A 17,266-nucleotide genomic window follows, 5' to 3' on the forward strand; every position below is an offset into this window, starting at 1 on the left:
GTGGAACAGAGCGCCATGTAATACGCTCCATATTTCCGCTGTATCGATTGTAAAGGAAGAAACCTATTTACCCCTTACTTTGTCTATGTAACACATTCTACAGGGGGATGTGATCTTCTATTGCCAATTGTGAAGTACTTCCAGATCCAGCGCATCAAATGCCTATCACTGTCGATTTTTGTTGGTAAGTCGATATATTTGGAAAATCGCTGATATATTTTGAGTTGTGGTCGATATATTTGGAAAATCGCTGATATATTTCGAGTTGCGGTTGATATATTTGAAAAATCGCTGATATAAATTTCATGTACTATCGTACTGCTTAAAATAAGGTTTCCACTTATGAAACATCTATATTTTTACAAAAAATGCCCTTTTTTTCATAAAAAATACGAAAATACGAGAAAAGAAGCGAATTTTTTCGAAACTTTTGCGGGAAAATATTGTATGAGCCTGCGTTTTTATCGTATCATTAGTAAAAGGAAGAACTCGGGACGATTGGTGGCATCTGCAAATAGAGTTGATGTCTTTTTTTCATTCAAGTAACCGATACATAAAAATAGATAACAAAAATAGAAGGAGTGTGCGATGAGATGAACGTAACAATATATGATGTAGCGCGCGAAGCGAACGTTTCAATGGCTACCGTATCACGCGTTGTGAACGGTAACCCAAATGTAAAGCCTACAACAAGAAAGAAAGTATTAGAAGCAATTGATCGTTTAGGATACCGCCCAAATGCGGTAGCACGTGGACTAGCAAGTAAGAAGACAACTACAGTAGGTGTTATTATTCCTGATATCTCAAATACGTTTTATGCAGAACTTGCTCGTGGAATTGAAGATATCGCAACAATGTACAAATATAACATCATTTTAAGTAACTCTGACCAAAACAAAGAGAAGGAGTTCCATTTATTAAATACGATGCTTGGAAAACAAGTGGACGGAATTGTTTTCATGGGTGAAGATATTACAGATATTCACATTGAAGAATTTAAAAAGTCTCCAGTACCAATTGTATTAGCAGCGTCATTTGATGAGCAAAATGAAACGCCATCAGTAAACATTGATTATACACAAGCAGCTTACGACGCAATGAAGCACTTTATTGAGCAAGGACATAAGCGTATCGGTTTCGTCTCTGGTCCTTTCATTGATAAAGCGGGAAGCGCGAAGAAGTTACAAGGTTATAAAAAAGCTTTAGAAGAAGCAGGTATTTCATATGATGAAAATCTTGTAATCGATGGAGATTACACATATGATTCAGGTATCGAAGCATTCGAAAAGCTTTGGGGCCTTGATGAAAAGCCAACAGCGATCTTCGTATCTTCTGACGAAATGGCACTAGGTGTAATTCACGCAGCACAAGACGCTGGATTAAATGTACCAACTGATGTAGAAGTACTTGGTTTCGATAATACACGCCTTGCATTAATGGTTCGTCCGCAACTTTCAACAGTTGTACAACCGATGTATGATATCGGTGCAGTAGCAATGCGTCTATTAACAAAGTATATGAACAAAGAAAAAGTGGAAGATCACACTGTTATCTTACCTCACCGTATCCAATTTAGAGATTCAACGAAGTAAGTATAAAAAGCTCACAGCATTTGCTGTGAGCTTTTATTTGTATTCAGGATAGTATTTTTGTACGACTGTATCCACCGTTTCATTTTTCTTAACTTGTAAAAATCGTGCGTACAATTCTTTTCCTGTTTCAAATGGTGTATCGTCTAATTCAAACACATGCAACAGTTTTCGAAATGTCCATGTTATTTGCTCATCGTACATATTATCGTACGTATGCTCAGACTGTATAGCCATCTGTTCACCTAGTGCATGAGCTTCTTCCAAACTGCTTGCTTTAACAAGAAGAATACTCTCTTCAAAAAGTGTATCGTGATTCTTTTCATAATGCTCATCAATTTTCAGAGCATCAGGCTCACCAGAATGAATAGATTCAAACAATAATTTTACAGCGTACATATTATGCTGCATGTTTCACCTTATAAATAATACTTGCGACAAGCGAAGCAGGTATTGTAAATACGTTACTTTGGTAATGATAATGCACTTGAGATTCTTCATAAGACATGTTGTCATATAATTCGTTTTGTGACACATTCATTTTCTTCTGTTTTTCTTTGAGTATTTTAATGTAGTTATACTGTATTGGGACGAGAATGATGAAATAGGCTAATACGATTAGTGAAATCCAAATCATTATGAACACTCCCTTATAAAGAATATTTATATATGATAATTATATCAATTAATAGAAAAAATAACCATTTTTTCAGGAGGGATTAATTCTCTTTCCAAAATGCAAAAAGTTCTTCAGGGATTCGTAAATTATGTTCAAGGCATGTTTGTGCAGTGTGTTTAAAACTTTGTATTAACTGTTCTAGTCTAGCAGGATCATAGTGTTTTGCTTTTCCAGCTACAATCGTTTCATCTTGTTCTAAGTTAAGTGATATTTTTAGCAAAGTTATATTTGTTTTTATTTGTACAACTTCAATATAAAAAAACTTTTTGTCTAGGTCGATTGTAATATAATCGAATCGCTCAACTTGTTTGAAATATCCTACAATATCATCTTCCAATTGAAACCCTCCCTAGTATATAGCTTATCTGGAAGACTTCTCTATAGGTTATATTATTCCTTGTTATATGTCACATAAGTGCAAATTTAACTATTATAGGGCAATGTCATGTATAATAGAAAGAAAAGGCTTGTGAGGGGGGAGAAGAGATGATCGTTCTTTGGATAATTACGCTTTGTATGACTGCTATTTTTGCATATATGACGTTAAAACAAAATGGTTTAAAGCGATTTGTTCCAGGAAGTATTCTTGCAGGAATTGCCCTTATCACGTATGTAATTTCTATTTTTATTGAAAGTGTATCAGTGGATATGAGCACAAGTTTAATGTTTATCGGTATTACACTATTTGCAAGTAGTATTATGGTACTTATGGTTGCTGGTATTATTTTATTTATTCATATGAATTCGGAAACGTTATAGCATATAAAAAAGGCATGTTCCTCTTGGGACATGCCTTTTTATCCGTTCAATTATGCTCTATCTTTAGAAGAGTTTTGTTGTTTTAATAAGTCGCGAATTTCGCCAAGAAGTTCTTCTTCTTTTGTTGGTTCTGGAATTTCTTCCTCTTTTTCTTCTTCTCTTTTAGATGTTAGTTTGTTGAACACTTTAACGAACATAAAGATAGCAGCTGCGATAATTAAGAAATCAAAGATAGTTTGGATAAAGTTACCATACATAATAGATGATTTACCGAATGTAATTTTTAAATCTGTAAAGTCAACGCCACCTAATACCATACCAAGTAATGGTGTAATAATATCTTTTACTAAAGAACTAACGATTTTACCGAATGCAGCACCGATTACAACCCCGACAGCTAAATCGATTACGTTCCCTTTGAACGCGAATTTCTTAAACTCGTTCCACATGTGTTAATCCCATCCTTTCCACGATTCATTATGAAATTTATAATTCCTATCAACATATTCTATAGAAATTTGCGTGAGAAATAAAGAGGAAATGGGAATGAAAGTAAATTCTGAAAAATGTATCCGTTTTAATTTTTGTTTAGATCGTCCAATAGAGAGTGTAACAGTTGCTGCGTTTTTAATCCTTCTAATCCATCTACAACAGGCTTTGTATCTCCATGAACACATTTAATAAAATGATGAACAGCATCTTCAAAACCACGTTGTTTTAACGTCGTATCCCATGATGGAGAACCAATCTGAGAAATTGCATTTTCCTGCTCAACTTCAAATGTGTTCATGTTTTTTACGCGAATGATTTTTCCTGTCGTTACAAGTTCAATTTGTTCTAAATTTGTACCGGCGTGGCGATGCATTGCAGTAGAAAGTAATAGTCCGTTTGGCGTTGTATATGTATGATGTCCGTAAAGAAGTTCATTCTTTTCATTGATTTGCATCATATTATGAACGACGTTAAGCTCATCGTTAGCTAACCAGCGAACAGTATCTACAATATGTAAGTAATCATCTAACATCGTAAAGTCGTACGTATATGGTCCGACTTTATTTGTGCGGTGTTTTTCAATTCGAACCCATGAAATATGATGAGCTTGCTCTTTTGCTGCAACATACATAGGAACGAATCGGCGATTAAATCCGACCATTAACTTTCGGTTATACTTTTCGCTCAACTCGACTAGTTTCTCAGCCTGTTCCACTGTAGCAGCTAGCGGCTTATCAACGTAAACATCGATTCCTTTTTTCAGAAGTTCAGAAACGATTTCATAATGCGTAGCAGTTGAACTATGAACGAAGATTGCATCGCATTCCGAAGCTAACGTTTCAATAGAATGGAAGTCTTGAATGCGGTATTGCTGGCAAACTTGTTTTCTTTTCTCCGCGTTAGGTGTAAACGCCCCTACAAAATTCCAATCTGTTTCTTTTGTAAGTGTTGGAAGATAAGCTTTTTGTGCAATACTTCCAAGTCCAATCATCCCAATTTTAGGTTTGTTCATGTGTATTCCCACCTATTCATATTGATATAACGGCTTAAATGTAGCATAGGGCGGGGGAGGAAGGCAAAAATTAGCTTTTTACTTATGTCCTTCTAGCAAAATCTTTTCTATCTCTTCAAAGTTATGAGCGCGAGCATGCTCTAGCGGGATAACACCATCGTTGTCTGGAATGTTTACATCTGCGCCGTGTTCAATGAGCAGGCGGATGACTTGTTGTTGTGTTTCATCTCCGTTGCTTAGTACGATGGCTTCCATTAAAGCTGTCCAACCGAGATTATTGACATGGTTTACATTGATATTTGTTCGCGTGAGGAGTTCTTTTATAACATCAATATAACCATGTTCTGAGGCGGGGATAAGGGCTGTTCCGCCGTAACGATTCGTAAGCGTTGGATCTGCGCCAGCATCAATCGTTAGCTTTAAAATATCCAAGTAACCTTCTGCACCGGCGTATAGAAAGGGGTTGTTTTTCATATCATCTTGAATATTTACGTCGGCACCAGCTTCGATAAGTACTTTTGCGGTTTTTACATCATTTTTATATGTAGCAATCATAAGAGGAGTACGTCCTTTATTATCTGTTATATTTATGTCAGCCCCTTTTTTGAGTAACGATATAACAGTATTCGTTTCTTGTTTCTCAGTAGCTGTTAGTAGCGATGTCTCCATGTTTGTCATCTCCTTTTTAACTTCTTGTTCTTGCGAGCAACCTTGCAAAAAAATTACGCAACATATCATGCTTACTGTTTTTTTGAACATGGAATCTCAACCTCCTCATTTCAACTGTAAAATAAGAACATTAAATTTTTATAAACTGACGCTAAAATTACTATAAAATCGCTTGAGTATTTGATCATATATTTTTATGCTTGTAAATAATAAGGTTTGATAAAGTGAAACTTTAATCAGTGGGGGGTTTTGTTCATCCCCCACTGATTATTAGTTGAACCAATCGGGCTTTTATGGGCAGTTGATCCCCCACTTAACTTCTTTGCTTTCTCTGAATTTTGAAGTGGGGATCTTACTGCCCGGCAAATAGCGGGGTAAAGTGAGGATGTAACATATGTCTATTAAAACAAGGTTTTTATTTTCTTATATCGCTGTCATTCTCGTTTCCATTACGCTTATATTAGTTGCGGGATTTTTAATCGTTTTTTCGATAACAGGTGACTTGGAAGCAGTGAAAAATTTCTATAAAAGTTCTTACATTCAAAAGCCGCTTACACCAGAAGAAGAGAATGCCTATCTTGAGTTGAAGTCAGCCGCCAAACAGCATCAATCTCAATTGTTAGATGAGTCGTTTGTCTCAGCAATAGAAAAAGAGGGTGTGAAAATAGTAGTAAGAAAAGGAGAAACACTTTCGTATGCTTCAAACGTATTTGAAAGTGTATCTTTAAAAGAAGCCCTTCCGAAATTTGAATCTGCAAATATTAATAGTCGTGGTACAACGGAACTAGGAGATACATTTTATCGATATGTAAAGTTTGATTTTTATTTTCCTCAGGAAGAAGAGGGGAGTATATTTGTATTAAAAAGGCAAAGTTCATTTGTAGATCTTACACAAAAATTATTTCCAATTTTGTTCGTATCACTTTTACTGTTAGCCATTTTGCTTATTGGATTATTAAGTTACCTCGTCTCAAGAAGTGTAATAAAACCAATCTTTGTATTGAAAGATGCGACTGAGAAAATTAAAGAAGGAAATTTAGATTTTCAAATACCAGTTACATCGCACGATGAAATCGGGCAATTAAATCAAGGATTTGAGGAAATGAGGAAGAAATTAAAAGAATCGATAGAGTTGCAAACACAGTATGAAGAAAATCGAAAAGAGCTCATTTCAAACATCTCTCATGATTTAAAAACACCGATTACATCAATTATTGGATATGTAGAAGGAATAAAAGACGGAGTAGCAAATACGCCAGAAAAAATGGATAAGTATTTGACAACTATCCATACGAAAGCAAGACATATGGATACACTCATTGATGAATTATTTTTATTCTCAAAGCTCGATTTAAATCGAGTTCCCTTTCAGTTTGAAACGGTTGAATTAAATATGTTTATGCAAGAGTTAATAGAAGAGATGCAGATGGATTTAAGTAAAGAAGGTATAGAAGTTAACTTACAATTACATGCATCACCACTATATGTAACGGCTGATTGCGAAAAGATCAATAGAGTGATATCAAATTTAATTCATAATAGTGTGAAATACATGGATAAAGAAGAAAAGAAAATTACTGTAGCAGTATCGATTGATAAAAATAAAGTAATTGTGAAAGTAATGGACAACGGATCAGGTATAGAATCTGATACACTTCCTTATATTTTTGAACGTTTTTATCGTGCAGAGCAATCGAGAAATTCGAGTACAGGTGGAAGTGGACTTGGTTTAGCAATAGCGAAGCAAATTGTTGAAGAACATGGCGGGGAAATTTGGGCGGAAAGCGAGCTTGGGAAAGGCACAAGCATTTTCTTCTCATTGGAAAAAGTAGAGGAATGTGGTGAGTAAATTGAAAAGAATTTTATTAATAGAAGATGAAGTAAGTATTGCAGAATTACAGCGAGATTATTTAGAAATTAGTGATTTTCAAGTTGATGTAGAACACTCTGGAGAGATAGGTTTACAAATGGCTCTGCAAGAAGACTACGATTTAATTATTTTAGATATTATGCTTCCGAAAATGAATGGATTTGAAATTTGTAAGCAAATTCGAGCTATAAAAGATATTCCGATTTTACTTGTTTCAGCAAAAAAAGAAGATATAGATAAAATTCGCGGACTCGGATTAGGAGCGGATGATTATATAACGAAGCCGTTTAGCCCGAGTGAGCTAGTAGCAAGAGTAAAAGCACATATTTCTCGTTATGAAAGATTATCAGGAAATGTAAGTAAGCAACGCGATACGTTATATATTCACGGAATCTCTATTGATCAACGGGCGAGGAAAGTTTTTATAAACAATGAAGAAATCGCATTTACAACGAAGGAATTTGATTTATTAACATTCTTTGTCACAAATCCAAATCAAGTATTAAATAAAGAACAGTTATTTGAGCGCATCTGGGGATTAGATTCCGCTGGTGATTTAGCAACTGTTGTCGTTCATATTAGAAAGCTACGTGAAAAAATTGAAAGAGATCCAGCTCACCCGCAATATATTGAAACAGTGTGGGGAGCTGGTTATCGTTTTAACGTGTAGAGAACCTGTCAAAGTTTTGGCAGGTTTTTTGTATGTAATCAAAAGGGGAGAATAGGTAATTTATGTTAAAATATAAAGAGAGATAAAACATAGGAGAGTGTGAGAGGGCGTGCTACATTTTGGGGGATATATTAAAAGATAATAAATCAAACAAGATTTTAAAGATTGGAACTAATATCATACTTGTTTTATTACTAATAGGTGCAGTACAAATGTTTTATGATGACGATTATACGAATGATCATTTTGGTTGGTTATTTATGATGGTCTTTTTTGCAATTAAAATAGTTTCTAGTTTTCTAATAAGTTTAAAAGAAGGAGATAAAAAGGCAGTATTTATTGATTTAGGTTTAGTGGTTTTGTGTGTTCTTCTTTTAATTGTTACTAGTTGAAATATTTCTTTTGAAAACAGCTCATAGTCTCATAGAGGCTATGAGCTGTTAGTTTGTAACCTTAAATAGAACTAATGGCGTGTATTTTCTTTTTGTAACGATTGGTAAAACTCTTGAATAGTAGAAGTAAACAGAGCAGCTTCTTCTAAAAAAGGATAATGGTTACTCTCTTCAAATGTCACAAAAATAGAATTACGTATGCCCTCATGCATCTCGATAGAATACTGAATCGGGCACTGCACATCGTGTCTTCCGCATATAATAAGTGTCTTTGTTTTCGTAGAAGGTAAATGTTCTCGTAAATTAAATGCTCGATATTCGTGAGAAAAAGCGTTCATTCGGCTAGCAGACATTATTTTTTTGATTGGCTTATCAAAATAAGAGTTGTAGTTTTTTGGTTTATACAATGATAATTTTGTTCTCTTAGTAGCTAGTTCTTTTCGTTCTTCATTTGTAAGGTGAGGGCTTTTTAAGTTTTCGATGAGTTGTTGCATATAATGAAACTGTGGATTTGTTGGGTGATAAATGCAAAAGGGTGTTTCGGTGTAGTTACTTGCTGCGGCTCCGACCACGACTAATGATTGTAAGGAATGTGGATAGGTAATCGCGTATAAAAGTCCGAGCATACCACCTGTTGAATGGCCGGCGAAATGCCATATTGGAAGTTGTAAAGATTCTCGTATCGCTTCTAAATCGTGAATGGTTTCAATCATACTTAATTCTTTTTCTGAATTGGCTTTTGCGGAGTTACCAGCATCTCGTAAATTAATGAGCAATACACGATGCGTAGAAGTGAAAACATCAGCAAAGTAATCACCAGTTTCATTAAATTGTGAATAGTGATGTGTAATGCAAAGCGGTTCGCCACTGCCTTTAGTAAAAAGCTCGAATGTGCCACGTTTCGTGTGGATCATTTGTTGTATCCACATAATATCACGACCTTTCCTCATAAAAATTGGGCCAGACTGTGACTAAATGAAAATATATCAGCGATTATTGGAATATATCGGCGCAACTCAAAATATATCAGCGATTATCAGAATATATCGGCGCAACCTGAAATATATCAGCGATTATTAAAATATATCGACTTACCGACAGAAACCGACAATAAACAAAAGGAGGCTATTCAAAAACGAGCCTCCTTTTCCTTTAGTACAAAGATTTTGTCATATTATTCCGAATAATTTCAAGGGATTTCGCTACAGTTAATGCGTTCTTTTCTTCAATTTCTGGTTTACGGGGGATAGGTTTATACATGTTGTCTGGATCTTCCCATGTGAGGGGAAGTTCTGTTTCTGCTTGTCCTTTCCAAGCGTCAATCCATTCTGGAGGGAGATAACCTGAGATGTTTTGGATGTTGTTCATTTCGAGCCAAATGAGTGCCCAAGCTCTTGGGACGACGCGCCAGTGGTCATAGCCACCACCGCCGACAGCAATCCAGCGACCTTCGCAATATTCGTTAGCGATTTCGCGAGCGAGCTTCGGTATTTCACGGTAAATATTCATCGTTGCGCAAAGATGTGTAAGTGGGTCGTAGTAATGTGCGTCAGCGCCATTTTGCGTCAAAATAATATCCGGTTTAAAGTATGCGGCAACTTCTTTTACGACAGTTCGATATGATTCTAGAAACGATTCGTCTTCTGTAAAAGCATCGAGTGGAACGTTAAAAGAATAACTATAGCCATTCCCTTGTCCGCGTTCATTTACAGCGCCAGTTCCAGGGAATAAATAACGACCGGTTTCGTGTAGTGAAATGGTGCATACGTTAGGATCGTCATAAAAAGACCACTGTACACCATCACCGTGATGAGCATCTGTATCAATATATAAAACACGTAAACCGTATTTCTTCTGAATATATTTCATTGCGATAGAACTATCGTTATAAATACAAAAGCCAGATGCTTTGCCACGGAAGCCGTGATGTAAGCCGCCTCCTAAGTTAAGCGCATGTTTTACTTTCCCGGAAAGAACAGCGTCAACAGCTGTTAATGTACCGCCAACGAGTAATGCGCTTGCTTCGTGCATATTTGGAAACATCGGTGTATCTTCTGTTCCGAGTCCATATGTCATCGCAATTGATTTTTCTAACTTTCCTTCTCCAGCACGTTTTACCGCATTTATGTACTCCTCTGTATGAATGTAGGCAATCTCTTCATCTGTAGCCATCCGTGGTGAGATGATTTGAGAAGGAGAGATGAAACCGCCCTTTTGTAATAAATCATACGTAAGTGTGACGCGCAGTTGGTTAAAAGGATGATCAGGGCTAAATGAATAGCCCCGAAAGTCATCCGAATAAATAAACGCGCTACTCATGCTTGCATCCCCATAATGTTCGGCCATAATACGCGGTAGCCTTCTGCCTCAAGTGCATCGATCACTTTTAGCGGATTCATCGTTTGGATGCGGAAAACGAGTACTTTATCATTCTCATCTTTTGCTGGGTAGACGAGAACGCTCACGATGTTTATTTGTAAATCACTAAAAATAGCAACGACTTTTCCAAGAATACCGGGTTCATTTTTTACTTGAATTTCAATTTGTGAACTCGGTTGATGTGCTCCTGTTAATTTCACTAACGTGTGCAGTACAGTGGATTCAGAAATGATTCCAACTAACTTTCCAGCCTTTGTTACAGGAAGGCACCCTATTTTGTTTTCAAAAAATAAAGTAGCAATTTCCTCAACAAAGTCGAGAGGATGGCAAGTCATAACAGGATGTTTCATAATCAGTTCGAGCGGTTGCTGTAGCATATCGAGTGAAACTTGTTCATCTAAAATAGACGGACTTGCATCTCTTACATCCCGATCAGAAATAATGCCTACGACATGATTATTTTGATCGACAATTGGAATGTGCCGAATGCCTTTCGTGCGTATCGTTCGGATTGCTGTTTCGATTGTATCGTTTGGGTGTAGTGTCACCACATCTTGATTCATAATTTCTTCTACAATCATTCCAGTTGCCCCCTTTATTTAGTACATAAAACGATTGTGAAAACGTAGACGGTCAAATGCTTGAATAGAATCCGTATCAACGCGTTTGCCGATGCGGACCATTAAACAGTTAGCGGGATGCGAGCAAATTTCAGGATCATCTGTAGCCATCCATTGTAACCCGCCGGCATTCATCATCTTTTCCATTACTTTTCGATATTCCCAAACATTTAAGCCTGTTTGTTTCAAATCCCAGTGCCAATAATATTCAGTCGTCAATATAATGTAATCTTCCATATAATCGTCCATCATGGAAACTTCTAATAAGTTTTTTCCGACAGCGCAACCACGGAAGGCTGGGACAACTTCAATTGCCCCGAGTTCAATTAAGTTTTCCATTTTTCCTTCTGACCATCGTTCAAGTGGATCAGGATACAAGTATGTAATATATCCAACAATCGTTTGGTCATGTCTAGCAATAATGAGACGAGCTTCTGGTAATTTAGAAATTTCGACAATTGCTTTATATTGTTGCTCGGCAGGACGAAACGCAACTAAATCTGGATGAAATTCATACATTTCTAAGTTATGTGTAGAGACAGGCCCTTCAATAATTAAAGTGCCTTTCGCTGTTTTTAAGTTTCTAGCATTATATATTTTTTTATGGATCAATGTATTGCTCACCACCTTGAGGGTTTGTGAATCTATTCATATCGTACTTTATAATATATGCGATGTGAATCGAATTTTGTCATTAAAAATTTGTCTAAAAATCAACAAATATACTGAAAATTTTAAATAATGTCATTATAATAGATAATAGAATACATAGGAGGGGGATGTAAAGTATGAAAGTAGAAACGCTTCCAGTCATTAAAGGAATAAATAATTTGCCGAATTATGATGAGGCATACGCGAATTTTAACTGGGAAGAGGTTAATAAAAACTTTACTTGGAATGAGACAGGCCGAGTAAATATGGCGTATGAGGCAATTGATAAGCATGCGAAATCCGATCGAAAGAATAAAGTAGCTCTTTATTATCAAGATGGATCGCGAAAAGAGAAATATACATTTAAGGAAATGAAGGATTTTTCTAATAAAGCAGGAAACGTCCTGAAAAATTATGGCGATGTAGAAAAAGGCGATCGCGTTTTTATTTTTATGCCGCGTTCCCCAGAGTTATATTTCGCACTTCTTGGTGCTGTGAAATTAGGGGCAATCGTTGGACCGCTATTTGAAGCATTTATGGAAGGGGCAGTTCGCGATCGTTTAGAAGATAGCGAAGCAAAAGTGTTAATTACAACGCCTGAATTGCTAGAGCGTGTACCATTAAATGATTTACCAGCTTTAAAAACAGTCTTCCTTGTTGGAGATCATGTAGAAGAAGGCGGTAAAACGGTGGCGTTCAATCCTTTATTCGAACAAGCTTCAAAAGAATTACATATCGAATGGTTAGGCCGTGAAGACGGTTTAATTCTACATTACACGTCTGGTTCTACTGGTAAGCCAAAAGGTGTGCTTCATGCACAAAACGCAATGGTTCAGCACTATCAAACGGCGAAATGGGTATTAGATTTAAAAGAAGACGATGTATATTGGTGCACAGCTGACCCAGGCTGGGTAACGGGAACAGCTTACGGTATTTTTGCACCGTGGTTAGTCGGAGCATCAAATGTTATTTTAGGCGGACGCTTTAGTCCAGAAGCTTGGTATGAAGCACTGCAAGATTACGGTGTAACAGTTTGGTACAGCGCACCAACAGCATTCCGTATGTTAATGGGTGCTGGACAAGATGCAATTAAAAAATATGATTTATCACAAGTGCGCCACGTGTTAAGCGTTGGTGAACCGTTAAATCCAGAAGTAATTCGCTGGGGTATGAACGCATTTGGACTTCGTATTCATGATACGTGGTGGATGACAGAAACAGGTGGACAAGTTATTTGTAACTACCCTTGTATGGAAATCCGTCCAGGTTCAATGGGTAAACCAATTCCAGGTGTGAAAGCAGCGATTGTTGATAATGAAGGAAATGAAGTGCCTCCATACACAATGGGTAACTTAGCAATTGGCAAAGGTTGGCCAGCTATGATGCGTGGAATTTGGAATAACAAGCAAAAATATGAGTCTTACTTCATGCCAGGTGATTGGTACGTATCAGGTGATTCTGCATACATGGACGAGGATGGATACTTCTGGTTCCAAGGGCGTATTGATGATGTAATTATGACGTCAGGTGAGCGCGTTGGACCATTTGAAGTAGAAAGCAAATTAATCGAGCATGCTGCTGTTGCAGAAGCTGGTGTAATTGGTATTCCTGATCCGGTGCGCGGCGAAATTATTAAAGCATTTATCGCGCTTCGAGCAGGATACGAGCCATCTGAAGAATTAAAAGAAGAAATTCGTCAATTTGTAAAGAAAGGTCTAGCAGCTCATGCAGCGCCAAGGCAAATTGAATTTAGAGATAAATTACCGAAAACGAGAAGCGGTAAAATTATGCGCCGCGTATTAAAAGCGTGGGAGTTAAACTTACCAACAGGTGACTTATCAACGATGGAAGATTAAGAGAGAAAGGTCTGAACGAAACAACGTTCAGGCCTTTTTTTGTAAATAATAAAGGGGGAATGTAGATGAAGATACCTGTTTTAGAAGGAAACATAGTATGCTTACGTTCTGTGGAACCGGAAAAAGATTACAAACAGTGGTATGAGGTAATGAAAGATCCAGGTATGCACCATTGGACAGGGAATGTGACTCCAAAAGATGGTAATGAAATTAAGGACTTGTTACATACCTATAAAAATTTAAAAGATATTATGGCTTGGGCAATCGTAATGAAGAAATCAAAGGAAATGATAGGGACCTATTGGATTTCTATGCCAATAATGAATGAAAATAAAAAGTTAATTGTAACTTCGGAAGCTCAGCGGATTGCGCGTAAGTATTGGCGTACAGGGGTCAATCGAGAATCGAGAAACTTAATATATAATTACATATTTTTAACTTTAGACGTAGATGAGGTTCATGCACAGGCATGGGATAATAATATCAATTCATGCAGATCTATGGAGCAAATAGGATTTAAATTGGAGAAACAAGTGGAGTGCTTATTCCCTAAATACGATAAAACCTTTCTAGAAAACCATTATGTACTATTTAAAAAGGATTGGCTTGCCTTGCCTTGCCTAAAAGATTATAGTTAAAAAAATAAAATAATATTTGAACGAAGTGCCTTCCTCGTCTGTATACATTTATGAAAGAATAGATGAGGGAGGCTTTTTTATGTCTAATAAATTACTTCTTACTTTTGCCTTAATTGGAATTATAGTCGTATTTTCTTGTGGTTTGCTATTACCGATGCCAATCGGATTTAAAGTATCAATGATTACAGCTGGCGTTATGATGATTGTTATGTTTTCAATTATTATTCCATTTGATAGAAAACATATAGTAAGAAAAAATGGATATAAAATTGATTTTACGAAAACAAAAGTATATTTTCGCTGGAATGTATTTGATACGATTTCGGCTTGCCTGGCAGTGTATGCATGTATATGTGTGCAAGCATTAAATATTTTAGTTTCAACCGGCGAGACAATTCAAAACCCGTATGTTCAATTTTTTACGAATCAATCACAAGTATGGATTATTGTCGCAAGTGTATATTTAATTTCCCGTATTTCATTGACGTTAAAAGGAATAAAGGAGATCAAAAATCATGGCGCAGATTGGGATTGAGGAGGAACTCATGCTGGCGTATCAAAGTGGAGATAGGCAGGCTGGGGAAAAACTATACGTTTTAATCAAACCAGCGCTATACACATTTTTATTTCGATTTAACCGAGATGAACAATTAAGTATCGACCTTGTCCAAGATACGTTTTTGACGCTAGAGCGTAAGAAACATATGTATGAACCTGAAAAAGGTAGAATAAAAACGTATTTATTTCAAATCGGTTATCGTCTTATGATTAATAAATTAAATAGGAGAAAAAAGTGGCGTACGCTTTTGCCATTTTTAGTGCCGATTCCGGAAAAAGAATTTTCTCACGAAGATCGGCTCACAGTAAGAGAAGCAATTTTGAAAGTTCCAGAAGAGCAAAGAGCGGTCCTAATCCTGTCTTATTATCATGATATGCAGCAAAAAGAAATTGCAGAGGTATTAGATATTCCAGTCGGAACGGTGAAATCGAGACTTCATAACGGGATAAAGAAATTGAAACAATTGCTGGAGGTGGACGAAATTGAGCGAAAATCCCTTTAAAAATGAATATAAATTACAGCAGCATTTAGATAGTGACCATGTAGAAGTACCGGACTTTCCAAAAACGGTAAGTCGATTCGATCGATTAATCGGATTTCTTGGTTCTCCAGCGAAAGATCCTGTGGAGGCGACGATGGGGAATGATTTATCAGTTGTGTTTCATGTATCGTTATTAGTTGGGGTTCCAATTCTTTCTCTTATTACGATACTCTTTATGGCGTTGTAAAGGGTTGGTAAGAAGAGAAATCCGACCCTTATTTGACACGCCTATATAAATGATGGTATAAAGAAAAGTATATGAATAATTGAGCGTGGAAAGGGAGAAGTAGTGATCATTTCCCTGTTTTAGAGAGCTGATGGCCGGTGAAAATCAGCACATAGATGATCGCGAATTACGCCCCTAGAGCATCTTTTTTCGATTGAATTGTATTCAAAAGGGAAGAGACGGTGCTAAGCCGTTATGTAAATAAGGTGGTAGGCTTTTTTGGTCTGCAACTAGGGTGGTAACGCGATAATCAAAATCGTCCCTTATTTGAAGGGGCGATTTTTTTATGTTTTTAACCTTCACGCCAGTAATGAACTTAAAGGAGAGTATGTAGGATATGGGTATTTTACAAGATCTTGAATTTCGCGGTCTAATTAATCAGCAAACAGACGCTGAGGGCCTTGAGCAATTATTAGAAAAAGAAAGCGTTAAATTATACTGTGGTTTCGACCCAACAGCGGATAGCTTACACATCGGTCATATGCTACCAGTATTAATGTTACGTCGTTTTCAATTAGCTGGTCACCAACCAATCGCACTTGTTGGCGGTGGTACTGGTATGATCGGTGACCCAAGTGGTAAAAAAGCAGAGCGTACATTAAATACGAAAGATACAGTTGCTTACTACACAGAAAGCATTAAAAACCAACTTTCAAACTTCTTAGAGTTCGAAAACGTGGACAACCCAGCAACAATGGCTAACAACTATGATTGGCTTGGTAACTTAGATGTCATTTCATTCTTACGCGATATCGGTAAAAACTTCGGTTTAAACTATATGTTAGCAAAAGATACAGTAGCATCTCGTTTAGAGACTGGTATTTCATTTACTGAGTTTAGTTATATGATTTTACAATCATACGACTTCTTAAACTTATACCAACACCATAATTGCCGCCTACAAATCGGTGGTAGTGATCAATGGGGTAACATTACAGCTGGTCTTGAATTAATCCGTAAATCAGAAGAAGATGCGAAAGCATTCGGTTTAACAATTCCACTTGTTACGAAATCTGACGGTACGAAGTTTGGTAAAACAGAAGGCGGCGCAATTTGGTTAGACCCAGAGAAAACAACTCCTTACGAGTTCTACCAATTCTGGATTAACACAGATGACCGTGATGTTGTTAAATACTTAAAATACTTTACATTCTTATCTCATGAAGAAATTCTTGAGCTTGAGAAGCAAGTAGCTGAAGCACCAGAAAAACGTGCAGCACAAAAAGCATTAGGTGCAGAAATGACAAAACTTGTTCACGGTGAAGAAGCATTAGAGCAAGCGATTAAAATTTCAGCTGCATTATTTAGCGGTTCTGTAGCAGAACTGACTGCAAGCGAAATCGAGCAAGGATTCAAAGACGTACCATCTGTAGAACGTACTGCAGAAGATACAGTATTAATCGACTTACTTGTAGAAAGCAAAATCTCTCCATCAAAACGTCAAGCACGTGAAGATGTAACGAACGGCGCAATCTACGTAAACGGTGAGCGTACACAAGCATTAGACTATGTTGTAACAGAAAACGACCGCATCGAAGGTAAATTCACAATCATTCGCCGCGGTAAAAAGAAATATTTCTTAATTCGTTACTAATTAGAAACGAATGTAAACAAATAGTACCCCGAATTGTAGGCTGAAAAGTTGATGATTCGGGGTTTTTATG

21 protein-coding genes and 1 other annotated feature are annotated in these 17,266 nt (G+C 36.7%); of the genes, 11 read left to right on the forward strand and 10 right to left on the reverse strand.

Features of this window, described 5'->3' with window-relative positions; genetic code table 11:
- The first annotated feature begins 593 nt into the window (after positions 1-593).
- On the forward strand, positions 594-1,592 hold the full coding sequence (ccpA, locus tag AC2CGR_RS14670; RefSeq protein ID WP_001103293.1) for a catabolite control protein A: 999 nt from the start codon (positions 594-596) through the stop codon (positions 1,590-1,592).
- A gap of 33 nt (positions 1,593-1,625) precedes the next feature.
- Here ccpA and AC2CGR_RS14675 read toward each other — a convergent pair whose 3' ends face one another.
- From AC2CGR_RS14675 to dhp61, 3 genes are all read right to left on the reverse strand, one after another.
- Positions 1,626-1,988, reverse strand: a complete 363-nt coding sequence (locus AC2CGR_RS14675; RefSeq protein ID WP_270184745.1) for a DUF4288 domain-containing protein — start codon at positions 1,986-1,988, stop codon at positions 1,626-1,628.
- Between the two features lies 1 nt (position 1,989).
- The gene (locus AC2CGR_RS14680; RefSeq protein WP_000637883.1) at positions 1,990-2,226 is read right to left on the reverse strand and encodes a DUF3949 domain-containing protein; all 237 of its coding nucleotides are present in this window, start codon (positions 2,224-2,226) and stop codon (positions 1,990-1,992) included.
- An 82-nt stretch (positions 2,227-2,308) separates the two neighbouring features.
- Positions 2,309-2,605, reverse strand: a complete 297-nt coding sequence (gene dhp61 / locus AC2CGR_RS14685) for a protein Dhp61 (protein ID WP_484480957.1) — start codon at positions 2,603-2,605, stop codon at positions 2,309-2,311.
- Between the two features lie 149 nt (positions 2,606-2,754).
- Here dhp61 and AC2CGR_RS14690 point away from each other — a divergent pair, with 149 nt between their 5' ends.
- Positions 2,755-3,027 (forward strand): DUF3917 domain-containing protein, encoded by a 273-nt coding sequence (locus AC2CGR_RS14690; RefSeq protein WP_000636591.1) that lies wholly within the window; start codon positions 2,755-2,757, stop codon positions 3,025-3,027.
- A 50-nt stretch (positions 3,028-3,077) separates the two neighbouring features.
- On the opposite strand, the gene mscL is transcribed toward AC2CGR_RS14690, so the two are convergent.
- From mscL to AC2CGR_RS14705, 3 genes are all read right to left on the reverse strand, one after another.
- Positions 3,078-3,476, reverse strand: a complete 399-nt coding sequence (gene mscL / locus AC2CGR_RS14695) for a large-conductance mechanosensitive channel protein MscL (RefSeq protein WP_000267001.1) — start codon at positions 3,474-3,476, stop codon at positions 3,078-3,080.
- A gap of 128 nt (positions 3,477-3,604) precedes the next feature.
- The gene (locus AC2CGR_RS14700; protein WP_484480958.1) at positions 3,605-4,531 is read right to left on the reverse strand and encodes a Gfo/Idh/MocA family protein; all 927 of its coding nucleotides are present in this window, start codon (positions 4,529-4,531) and stop codon (positions 3,605-3,607) included.
- 78 nt (positions 4,532-4,609) lie between these two features.
- Positions 4,610-5,290 (reverse strand): ankyrin repeat domain-containing protein, encoded by a 681-nt coding sequence (locus AC2CGR_RS14705; RefSeq protein ID WP_270184748.1) that lies wholly within the window; start codon positions 5,288-5,290, stop codon positions 4,610-4,612.
- 304 nt (positions 5,291-5,594) lie between these two features.
- Here AC2CGR_RS14705 and AC2CGR_RS14710 point away from each other — a divergent pair, with 304 nt between their 5' ends.
- The 3 genes from AC2CGR_RS14710 (at position 5,595) to AC2CGR_RS14720 (ending at position 8,132) form a co-directional block, all read left to right on the forward strand.
- Positions 5,595-7,049 (forward strand): sensor histidine kinase, encoded by a 1,455-nt coding sequence (locus tag AC2CGR_RS14710; protein WP_484480959.1) that lies wholly within the window; start codon positions 5,595-5,597, stop codon positions 7,047-7,049.
- Position 7,050: 1 nt separating this feature from the next.
- On the forward strand, positions 7,051-7,740 hold the full coding sequence (locus AC2CGR_RS14715; protein ID WP_002022538.1) for a response regulator transcription factor: 690 nt from the start codon (positions 7,051-7,053) through the stop codon (positions 7,738-7,740).
- 119 nt (positions 7,741-7,859) lie between these two features.
- The gene (locus AC2CGR_RS14720; protein ID WP_087968369.1) at positions 7,860-8,132 is read left to right on the forward strand and encodes a hypothetical protein; all 273 of its coding nucleotides are present in this window, start codon (positions 7,860-7,862) and stop codon (positions 8,130-8,132) included.
- Positions 8,133-8,203: 71 nt separating this feature from the next.
- Here AC2CGR_RS14720 and AC2CGR_RS14725 read toward each other — a convergent pair whose 3' ends face one another.
- From AC2CGR_RS14725 to acuA, 4 genes are all read right to left on the reverse strand, one after another.
- The gene (locus AC2CGR_RS14725; protein ID WP_102990407.1) at positions 8,204-9,082 is read right to left on the reverse strand and encodes an alpha/beta fold hydrolase; all 879 of its coding nucleotides are present in this window, start codon (positions 9,080-9,082) and stop codon (positions 8,204-8,206) included.
- 202 nt (positions 9,083-9,284) lie between these two features.
- Positions 9,285-10,451, reverse strand: a complete 1,167-nt coding sequence (gene acuC / locus AC2CGR_RS14730) for an acetoin utilization protein AcuC (RefSeq protein ID WP_087968371.1) — start codon at positions 10,449-10,451, stop codon at positions 9,285-9,287.
- On the reverse strand, positions 10,448-11,092 hold the full coding sequence (locus tag AC2CGR_RS14735; RefSeq protein WP_000634570.1) for an acetoin utilization AcuB family protein: 645 nt from the start codon (positions 11,090-11,092) through the stop codon (positions 10,448-10,450). The genes acuC and AC2CGR_RS14735 overlap by 4 nt, the downstream gene beginning before the upstream one ends.
- 18 nt (positions 11,093-11,110) lie before the next feature.
- Positions 11,111-11,743, reverse strand: a complete 633-nt coding sequence (gene acuA / locus AC2CGR_RS14740; RefSeq protein WP_484480960.1) for an acetoin utilization protein acetyltransferase AcuA — start codon at positions 11,741-11,743, stop codon at positions 11,111-11,113.
- Between the two features lie 176 nt (positions 11,744-11,919).
- Between acuA and acsA the strand changes: the two genes are divergently transcribed.
- The 6 genes from acsA (at position 11,920) to tyrS (ending at position 17,196) form a co-directional block, all read left to right on the forward strand.
- Positions 11,920-13,638 carry an acetate--CoA ligase gene (gene acsA, locus AC2CGR_RS14745; protein ID WP_087968372.1) on the forward strand — a complete coding sequence of 573 codons (1,719 nt, stop codon included), beginning with the start codon at positions 11,920-11,922 and terminating at the stop codon, positions 13,636-13,638.
- Between the two features lie 65 nt (positions 13,639-13,703).
- On the forward strand, positions 13,704-14,276 hold the full coding sequence (locus AC2CGR_RS14750) for a GNAT family N-acetyltransferase (protein WP_087968373.1): 573 nt from the start codon (positions 13,704-13,706) through the stop codon (positions 14,274-14,276).
- Positions 14,277-14,355: 79 nt separating this feature from the next.
- Positions 14,356-14,811 (forward strand): hypothetical protein, encoded by a 456-nt coding sequence (locus tag AC2CGR_RS14755; RefSeq protein WP_087968374.1) that lies wholly within the window; start codon positions 14,356-14,358, stop codon positions 14,809-14,811.
- Positions 14,792-15,337: an RNA polymerase sigma factor gene (locus tag AC2CGR_RS14760; RefSeq protein WP_087968375.1), complete on the forward strand. Its 546-nt coding sequence runs from the start codon at positions 14,792-14,794 to the stop codon at positions 15,335-15,337. The genes AC2CGR_RS14755 and AC2CGR_RS14760 overlap by 20 nt, the downstream gene beginning before the upstream one ends.
- On the forward strand, positions 15,318-15,563 hold the full coding sequence (locus tag AC2CGR_RS14765) for a hypothetical protein (RefSeq protein WP_087968376.1): 246 nt from the start codon (positions 15,318-15,320) through the stop codon (positions 15,561-15,563). Before AC2CGR_RS14760 ends, AC2CGR_RS14765 begins: the two co-directional genes overlap by 20 nt.
- Positions 15,564-15,640: 77 nt before the next feature.
- Positions 15,641-15,869: a binding site (T-box leader), on the forward strand.
- Between the two features lie 70 nt (positions 15,870-15,939).
- On the forward strand, positions 15,940-17,196 hold the full coding sequence (gene tyrS / locus AC2CGR_RS14770) for a tyrosine--tRNA ligase (RefSeq protein ID WP_001994474.1): 1,257 nt from the start codon (positions 15,940-15,942) through the stop codon (positions 17,194-17,196).
- Positions 17,197-17,266 lie beyond the last annotated feature (70 nt).

The organism is Bacillus sp. LSHTCR4 (assembly GCF_057197025.1).